At 59.9% G+C, this 8554-nt stretch carries 8 protein-coding genes; 6 read left to right on the top strand and 2 right to left on the bottom strand.

Annotated elements, in window-relative coordinates; all coding sequences use genetic code 11:
- The first annotated feature begins 199 nt into the window (after positions 1–199).
- The 4 genes from NW856_RS06835 (at position 200) to NW856_RS06820 (ending at position 5456) form a co-directional block, all read left to right on the top strand.
- Positions 200–1381: a histidine kinase gene (locus NW856_RS06835; protein ID WP_414399607.1), complete on the top strand. Its 1182-nt coding sequence runs from the start codon at positions 200–202 to the stop codon at positions 1379–1381.
- Between the two features lie 237 nt (positions 1382–1618).
- Positions 1619–4117 carry a DUF3656 domain-containing U32 family peptidase gene (locus NW856_RS06830; RefSeq protein ID WP_414399606.1) on the top strand — a complete coding sequence of 833 codons (2499 nt, stop codon included), beginning with the start codon at positions 1619–1621 and terminating at the stop codon, positions 4115–4117.
- A gap of 164 nt (positions 4118–4281) precedes the next feature.
- A complete protein-coding gene (gene ilvN, locus NW856_RS06825; protein WP_011432604.1) occupies positions 4282–4806 on the top strand; it encodes an acetolactate synthase small subunit in 525 nt (174 codons plus the stop codon).
- Positions 4807–4859: 53 nt separating this feature from the next.
- On the top strand, positions 4860–5456 hold the full coding sequence (locus tag NW856_RS06820) for a hypothetical protein (protein ID WP_414399605.1): 597 nt from the start codon (positions 4860–4862) through the stop codon (positions 5454–5456).
- Positions 5457–5480: 24 nt separating this feature from the next.
- Here the strand turns inward: NW856_RS06820 and NW856_RS06815 are convergent, their stop codons facing one another.
- Positions 5481–6227, bottom strand: a complete 747-nt coding sequence (locus NW856_RS06815) for a DUF3120 domain-containing protein (RefSeq protein WP_414399604.1) — start codon at positions 6225–6227, stop codon at positions 5481–5483.
- Positions 6228–6379: 152 nt separating this feature from the next.
- Here NW856_RS06815 and NW856_RS06810 point away from each other — a divergent pair, with 152 nt between their 5' ends.
- On the top strand, positions 6380–7423 hold the full coding sequence (locus NW856_RS06810) for a glucokinase (protein ID WP_011432607.1): 1044 nt from the start codon (positions 6380–6382) through the stop codon (positions 7421–7423).
- Here the strand turns inward: NW856_RS06810 and NW856_RS06805 are convergent.
- Positions 7402–7608: a hypothetical protein gene (locus NW856_RS06805; RefSeq protein WP_414399603.1), complete on the bottom strand. Its 207-nt coding sequence runs from the start codon at positions 7606–7608 to the stop codon at positions 7402–7404. The genes NW856_RS06810 and NW856_RS06805 overlap by 22 nt on opposite strands.
- Before the next feature lie 92 nt (positions 7609–7700).
- Between NW856_RS06805 and NW856_RS06800 the strand changes: the two genes are divergently transcribed.
- Positions 7701–8554: methyltransferase domain-containing protein (locus NW856_RS06800; RefSeq protein ID WP_414399602.1), on the top strand; the 854-nt coding region annotated here is incomplete at its 3' end.

The raw sequence follows: 8554 nt of genomic DNA, 5'->3' as shown, positions 1-8554 counted from the left end.
ATGTCCCTTTTTAAGCTTTCCCCAAGGTTAGTGTTAGGAAGGAACAAGCAGCAATGGCTCCTACGGTTGGACCTACGGTCCGCTTCCGCGAACGAGCGCACGGCAATCCCGGCTGCTGAAACGCCAACCTTTGGCTTTAATGCTACGCAATGTGCTACGCACCGCTATCGCGAGCGCTAACGCGACTGGACTTTGGCCTATGCAGACTTCGCCAGACCTCACCTCCGCTCGTTCTGTCATTCGCCTGCTGTTGTTTGCCAAGAGTCGAGCTGTCGTTGCCGAACTTGAGGAACATCTGCGCCAGCACATCCAGGGGTTGCCCGGCCAATACCCTGCCCAACTGGAAGTGGTGCCGCTGGAGGAGCACCCCTACCTGGCGGAGCATTACAAGCTGGTGGTGACCCCGGCTCTGGTCAAGGCTGAACCCTTGCCTGCTCAGGTTTTGGCAGGCGAAGACTTGGCGACGCAGTTGGAAGTGTGGTGGCCCCGTTGGCAAGGCCAGGCGGCTTTGGCCTCCGGCCCGCTGACGCGAATGGCTTCCCATGGACCTACGGTCCGCTTACGCGAACAAGAGGGGGCAGGACGGCATCCCACCTCCCCTCCAACCACTGAGGCACTGTTGCAAATGTCGGAAGAGGTGTTTTTGCTGCGGCAGGAGCGGGCCCAATTGCGGGAGCAGTTGGACTTCAAAGATCGCGTTCTGGCCATGCTGGTGCATGATTTGCGCAGTCCCCTGACGGCCACGGCTCTGGCGGTCGAAACCCTGCAGCAGGGGCGCGAGGGATCCCTGGACAAAGCGCTGGAACGGCAGTTGTTCGACCATGCCCGCCAGCAACTGCGCAAGATGGACAGCATGATCACCGACATTCTGGAGTCGGCCCGTGGCGCTGCCTCGGAGCTGAGGATTCGAGCCGTAGAAACCCAGTTGCCCGGCTTGTGTCAGGCGGTGATCGAGGAGCTATGGCCGCGCATTCAAGGCAAGCGGCTGCAGTTTCAAGCGGATATTCCCGTGGATCTGCCCTCCGTCCATGTGGATCCCGACAAGATCCGCCAAGTTCTGTTCAACCTGCTGGACAACGCCATCAAGTACACCCCTGCCGAGGGATCCATCCGCCTCGATGTCCTCCATCGCACCAGCCAAAAGGTGCAGGTGACCGTCAGCGATACCGGCCCTGGGATCCCGGAAGCCGACCAAGAGAGCATCTTCTCCGATTCCGTCCGCCTGTCCCGGGATCAGCAGCAGGAGGGCTATGGCATCGGCCTTTCCCTCTGCCGACGGATTGTGCGTGCCCACTACGGCCAGATTTGGGTGGAGTCTTCCTTGGGCAAAGGCAGCAGCTTTCATTTCACTTTGCCTGTATATCGGCTCTGCAAGCGCTAGCCGAGAGCTGGCTCCCCAGTGGTGCAAGCCCTCAGAGACTGACGGTTTTCCAGCATCAAGGAGTTGCCAACAGCCGGCAGAATAGGCACGTACGGAGTCCTGGGTTTACTGCTCGCGCTGCGCGACGCTTCCGCGTTGGAGCGGTTCCGTCTTTCAGGTCTTTTGCGTTTGAATGGGTTAAGGATCCCTTGGCTTTTTCCTCTTCATCTTCATTCATCTACAGTAAAGTGCTTCTCGATGAGTGCTTCTGGGATGAGCCCCGTAGAGACGAGTCGTTGTGCCGCTGAGCTGCCCCTACTGCTGGCTCCGGCAGGGGATTGGGAGTGTGCCAAGGCGGCGGTGGAAAACGGGGCCGATGCCATCTATTTTGGGCTGGAGCGCTTCAACGCCCGGATGCGTGCCCGCAATTTTACGGAAGCGGATTTGCCGGAACTGATGGCCTGGCTGCACCGGCGGGGGGTACGGGGCTATGTTACTTTAAATACCCTGGTTTTTCCAAGGGAGCTGACGGAAGCCGAGGGATACATCCGCTCGATGATCGCGGCGGGGGTGGATGCGGTGATTGTGCAGGATATCGGCATAGCCCGCCTGATCCGGCATCTTTCTCCCGACTTTCCCATCCACGCTTCTACGCAAATGACCATTACCAGCGGAGTGGGAGCGGAGTTTGCCGCCGAGCTGGGCTGTGAGGTGGTGGTGCTGGCGCGGGAATGTTCCCTGCGGGAAATCGCCCAGATCCGGGCCTATCTGGAAGAGAAGGGATCCCCTCTATCTCTGGAGGTCTTCGTGCATGGGGCGTTGTGTGTGGCCTACTCGGGGCAATGTCTGACCAGCGAGGCGCTGGGGGGGCGTTCGGCCAACCGAGGCGAATGTGCTCAAGCCTGCCGCATGCCCTATGAGCTGGTGGTAGATGGGATCCGCCGCGACTTGGGGGAGAAGCGGTATCTGCTCAGCCCTCAAGATTTGGCCGGGCTGGAGGTGCTACCGGAGCTGGTGAAGCTGGGGATCCGCTGTCTGAAAATTGAGGGCCGACTGAAATCCCCAGAATATGTAGCCAATGTAACGCGGGTGTATCGGCAGGCCTTGGATGCGCTGGGAGCGGGGCAGCCGTGGCAGCCTTCGCAGCAGGAACGCTACGAGCTGGAGATGAGCTTTTCTCGCGGGCTCTACACAGGCTGGCTGCGGGGCATCAACAACCAGGAGCTGGTGCACGCGCGGTTTGGCAAGAAACGGGGGGTTTACCTGGGGCAGGTGGTGGGGATCCAACAGGATCAGGTGGGGATCCGGCTGGAGGCACCCCTCAAAGCCGGGGATGGCGTGGTGTTTGATCAGGGGCAGCCGGAGTTACCGGAGCAGGGGGGGCGAGTTTACCGGGTGCAAGAGAAGCAGGGGCTGGCCTGGCTCAGCTTCGGAGAGGGGGTCATTGATCTCAAACGTCTGCGGGTGGGGGATCGCCTCTGGAAGACCAGCGACCCGGAACTGGAAAAGCGCCTGCGCCAGAGCTACGCCGGGGATCACCCCCGCTTTCAGCGGCCTGTCCACATGGAGGTTCACGGCCAAGTGGGATCCCCGCTGACGCTGATCCTGCGGGATGAGCAAGGCCATACGGTGCAGGTGGATTCGCCGCTGCCCCTGGAAGCTGCCCACCGCCAACCCCTCACCACCGAAAAACTGCGACAGCAACTGGGCCGTTTGGGCTCCACTCCCTTCAAGTTGGGATCCCTGCACAATGCCTTGCAGGGGGAGGTAATGCTGCCGGTGAGCCTGCTCAACCAGATGCGCCGACAAGCGGTGGAACGCCTACAAGCTCTGCGAGCTCAGCCCCCGCGCTGGCAACTCAATCCCGAAGCTCGCTGGCAAGATCTGGTGCCTTCTCAGGAGGAGCCCGAAAGGGGATCCCCGCAGTTGGTGGCGTTGGTGCGGGATCCGGCGCAACTGCCGGCGGCGATAGCCAGCGGTATTAGGCAGATCTATCTGGAGTTTGAGGATCCCCGCCGCTATCGGGAGGTGATCCGCACAACCAAAGCCGCCCATCCTGAGGTGGAGCTGTGGGCTGCCCCGCCCCGCATCACCAAGCCGGGAGAAACCTGGATCCTAAAGCAAGTGTTGGCCGCTGGGGCCGATGGCTACTTGGTGAGAAATTACGATCATCTCCGTTTTTTTGCCGGGCAGCGCTGCATTGGGGATTTTTCCTTGAATGTGGCCAATCCCATCACGGCCCACTATCTCAAAACCCGTTACAACCTGGAGCGCCTGACGGCTTCCTATGACCTCAACCACGAGCAACTGGGATCCCTGCTGCAAGCCGGCCCCGCCCATAGGTATGAGGTTACCCTTCATCAACATATGCCCCTGTTCCACATGGAGCACTGCGTCTTTTGCGCCTTTTTATCCAGCGGAACGGATTACACCAATTGTGGTCGCCCATGTGAAAAACACGAGGTGAAGCTGAGGGACAGGGCCAATGTCGAGCACATTTTGAAGGCCGATGCCGGCTGTCGGAATACCCTCTACAACGGCAAGGCCCAAACGGGGGCAGAATATGTGCCGAAATTATTGGCCTTGGGCCTGCGCTATCTGCGCATCGAATTTTTGCATGAATCCCCCGCCGAGATTCAACAAACGCTGCATCGCTATCAGCAACTCTTACAAGGACAACTTAGCGGATCCCAACTGTGGCAGGAGCTGAAGCTACACAGCCAATTGGGGGTTACGCGCGGGTCTTTGGAGAGTTAACGGCTGCGCTGTCTTTCTCTAGGGCGCCGGCTCTGCAGCTGTGCTCCGACCGGAGCAATGCGAAAAACATTCCGGCAAAGTTGGCGTAAAATTTCCTCAGGGTATTGTTATTCCCAGGTGCTTCCCCAACCTCTTCTCAGCTTTTTCTCTATCCTCTGGTTGCCGTGAAACACACCCTCAGCGCCCTCGTGCAGGATCAGCCTGGCGTTTTAACCCGCATTGCGGGGATGTTTGCCCGTCGCGGCTTTAACATCGACAGCCTCACCGTTGGCCCCACCGAACGACCGGGGATCTCTCGCATCACCATGGTGGTGCAGGGAGATGAACACGATGTGGAGCAGATGACGAAGCAGCTCTACAAGCTCATCGACGTGCTGAAAGTTACCGATATCACCCATGTTCCCTGCGTGGAACGGGAGTTGATGCTGGTCAAGGTCAATGCCAGCCCCGATACCCGCTCCGCCATTATGGATGTGGCCCAAATGTTTCGCGCCCGGATTGTGGATGTGGCGGAGGAGTCTTTGACTCTCGAGGTAACCGGGGATCCCGGCAAAATGGTGGCCATCATCAAGATGTTGACCAGCTTTGGCATCCGTGAGATCGCTCGTACCGGCCTGGTGGCTCTCACCCGCGAGTCCGGCGTGAATACGGAATACCTGAAGCAACACCCCACCTTAGTTACCGTCTGATGGCCTCAGGGGAAGCGATGCCGAAGTCGGGGTGGAGGGGCCAGGGATCGGTTGTGCGCGGCGCACTCAGCCTTGTGGCTATTGTGCTGGTGGGGCTGCTGGTCGGCTGTGGCCCCAGGCCGCCAAAACCGATTGTGCAGCAGGCCCTTGCCTATCAGATCGCTCATGTGTCCGGGCCGGTGGGATCCTTGGTGGGCAGTGACCAGCTAGCAGCCCGCCTGCAATTGCAGGATGTGAAAATCCGCCAGGATCGCCGTGAACCTTTGCTGCTGGCCTCAGGAGAAACCCTGGAAGGCCATCACCTCAGCGGCACTTACACCCTAATCGTGCATCCGCCGGGATCCCGCCGCCCCTATCGCCGCAAAGGGGATCCCTTCCAGCTCACCCTGGCCCACCAAAAGGCACAAACTGTTGCTACACAACGCTCGCCCGACCGCGTCAAAACCGTGCCCGAACGGTGGCTGCTGGCCTACAGCTCACCGGATTCCAAGACTTGGGAGGTCATCGACTTTCTGCCTCAGCCCGCACCGGCACCGGAGTGGTCTCCTGCCGGGCCAGAACCTACACTGCCGGCAACTGCACCTGCTGCCGCCGACGTTGGCAGGACGGAGTCCGATGGAGCTCCCAGCCCTATTCCTACTCCTGCCTGAAGCAGAGTTTGGGGATATCCCAGCTCACCGCAGCAGAGCTGCCCCCCAGCCAAATAGCCCATCCACCAATAGGGTATTCAGCACCGCTCCCGCAAACGCCCAATGGTGCAAGCGGCGGGATCCCTGGACTCTCCACAATCCAACACCCAGCAACAGAAGGCCCAAGCCGATGCCCCAACCCAGGCCCCAGGGGGTAGCCATTTTGTCGAGGGCCGCCCTAAAAGGGACAACCGCCTGCTCCAACCGGTCAAACTGCATCGCCTGCCGCCACTCAGGCAGCAGCCCCACCGAGTGAATGTAGAGATCTGTAACTGCCGTACCCCACAGGGAGCCGAGATAAAACCAGGTACCGATGCGGGCAAACCGTCGCCGTGTCCCCCACCAGACAATCGGGATCCCCAAGGCTTCCATGGGCATGTGCCAAAGAGGCTCAAAGCGCAGCCATCCCCAATACAGGGATCCTGCCAGCCAAGTCAGGGTAAAGCCGTACAGCAAATCTCCCCACAGGCGGGTACGGGGCTGGGAGTAGAGATGCAAGCTAAGGCCCAGCCAGCCCAAAGACATCACCAAGCTGACCCAAGGGGCATACCGCACCAGGGGCGCTTGCACAAAAACGGGCAGACTCACGAGCAGAGCTGCCACTCCCCCAATGGCATGGTGGGATCGAAAACGCCTTTGAGCCGAGAGAGGGCGGGGATCCAGCCCGGCCAAACGCTCAGAGGACAGCCAAGGCTCATCTTGGAGAGGGGGTAAAAAAGGTGTAGAAGACAAAATGCAATATTAAAAACCTTTACATCAGTTAACATAGCACCTTCTTTGCCCTTCCCTCTTCTCCCCAGCAGGAGCGGGGAAGCCTTGGGGGCCTGGCATTCTCTCTCCAGAGATGTCAGGGTGGGAAGGAGGTGCTGGCCGGAGGAAACTGTATGGACTTGTTGTTGGCAGGAGACATCGGGGGCACCAAAACCAGCCTCAGCCTTGTCAATGCCGAGGATCCCGAGCACAGCCTTTACCACTGCCGCTATGCCAGCCAAGATTACGCCAACCTCGCCCCAATGGTGGGAGAGTTTCTGGCCCAGGCTCGGCGGGAGCTGGGGCGAGATCCACAGCCTGCTGCCGCCTGTTTTGCAGTGGCCGGCCCCGTCATGGAAACAAGGGGCTCAGGGTCTGAGGGACAGACTGCCAAAGTGACCAACTTGCCCTGGGATCTGCAGTCGAGCCAATTGGCCGCAGAGCTGGGGATCCCGCGCGTAGCCTTGATCAACGACTTCAGCGCTGTGGGGTATGGCGTGCTTGCCCTCGGCGACCAGGATCTGGACACCTTGCAAGTGGGTGAGCGTCAACCGCGGGCTCCGATTGGCGTGATGGGAGCAGGCACGGGTTTGGGGCAGGCTTACCTTACCTGGGGAGAAGGGGGTTACCAAGTTCATGCCAGCGAGGGCGGTCACGTGGACTTTTCCCCGCGCACCCCTCTGGAGTGGGAGCTCTTGAGGTATTTGCAAAAACGGCACGGACGTGTCTCCACCGAGCGGGTGGTCTCGGGGCAGGGGATCGTTGCCATTTATCAATTTTTGCGGGATAGCCAGTGGGGCTCAGGAGAAGAACAGCTGCTGGCCCAAATTGAGGCTTGGGAAAAGGGAGCTAAGCATATTGACCCGGCAGCCCAGATTGCCAACGCCGCCATGGAAGCACGGGATCCCCTGGCGGTGGAGTGTCTGCGGCTTTTCATCAGCCTGTACGGGGCTGCAGTCGGGAACTTTGCCCTACACCTGTTGCCGCGCGGGGGCCTGTTCATCGCCGGGGGGATCGCGCCCAAGCTCTTGCGCCTACTGCATCAAGGGGAGTTTTTGTCCTCGTTTTTGGACAAAGGGCGGATGCGTCCTCTCCTGGAGCAACTGTCGGTGCAGGTGGTGGTGAACGCGCAGGTGGGGCTGAGGGGAGCTGCTCGCTACGCCGCCAACCTTTTGTGAAGGAGCAGCCGCTGCTGTTGAGGTTGCCACCCCTGGAACACCCCATCCAGCAGGTGATGGCAGCGACCCCAACGGATGCTGGAATCGTGCTGGAAAATCTCGCCCAGCCGTCCTTTGCCCCAGACTCCATCTTGAGCCAGCAGATGGGTCAAGATGGGATTGCGCCTTTGCTTGGCTGGCCCCATACCGGAAAGCACTCCGCCTGGGGCTGCGCTATCCAACCGACAATGATTGCCACCACGCAGAGGGACTTCATAGAAACTTCATGGTTGATCCGATGAATCCAATCTTTTGGGCTTTGGGCATAGCTGTGCTGCTGGCCGTGGGCTTGGCAGCCTATCTGTTGACTGCTCGCAAATACGAGTCTCCCGCCTCTGTGGCCAAGTCTTACGACGAGTGGACTCGGGATGGGATCCTAGAGTTTTACTGGGGCGAACACATTCACCTAGGCCACTACGGCTCTCCTCCCCAACGAAAAGATTTTCTGCAGGCCAAGCACGACTTTGTTCACGAGATGGTGCGCTGGGGCGGGTTGGATCGACTGCCTGCAGGGACAACCGTGTTGGATGTGGGCTGCGGCATTGGTGGGAGCTGCCGCATCTTGGCCCGTGACTACGGCTTTGTTGTAACCGGTATCACCATCAGTCCTCAGCAGGTGAAGCGGGCCCAGGAGCTCACCCCCCCTGATCTGCCTGTCCAGTTTCAGGTGGCAGATGCCCTCGACCTGCCCTTCCCCGATGCCAGCTTCGATGTGGTGTGGTCCATTGAGGCAGGGCCTCACATGCCGGACAAGGCCCGCTATGCCCAAGAGATGCTGCGGGTGTTGAAGCCAGGGGGGATCCTGGTGGTGGCCGACTGGAACCAGCGGGACGACCGGCAAAAGCCCCTGAACTTTTGGGAGCGGCTGGTGATGCGGCAACTGTTGGATCAATGGTCACACCCTTCCTTCTCCAGCATCGAAGGCTTTGCCGAGCAGTTGGAGGCTACTGGCCTGGTGGCGGGACGGGTAGAAACCGCCGACTGGACTCAGGAGACCCTTCCCTCTTGGCTGGATTCCATCTGGCAGGGCATTGTCCGTCCCGAAGGGTTGCTGAAGTTTGGCTTGGTGGGCCTGATTAAGTCGCTACGGGA

Source organism: Synechococcus sp. R3-13 (genome assembly GCF_047462195.1).
Taxonomy (GTDB): Bacteria; Cyanobacteriota; Cyanobacteriia; order Thermostichales; family Thermostichaceae; genus Thermostichus.
The sequence above is the reverse complement of the archived record's forward strand: the minus strand, read 5'-3'. Positions and strand labels throughout refer to the sequence as shown.

Coding starts and splice junctions, on each gene's coding strand:
- NW856_RS06835 (WP_414399607.1), top strand. CDS start 200: ATGCAGACTTCGCCAGACCTCACCTCCGCTCGTTCTGTCATTCGCCTG.
- NW856_RS06830 (WP_414399606.1), top strand. CDS start 1,619: ATGAGTGCTTCTGGGATGAGCCCCGTAGAGACGAGTCGTTGTGCCGCT.
- NW856_RS06810 (WP_011432607.1), top strand. CDS start 6,380: ATGGACTTGTTGTTGGCAGGAGACATCGGGGGCACCAAAACCAGCCTC.
- NW856_RS06805 (WP_414399603.1), bottom strand. CDS start 7,608: ATGGGGCCAGCCAAGCAAAGGCGCAATCCCATCTTGACCCATCTGCTG.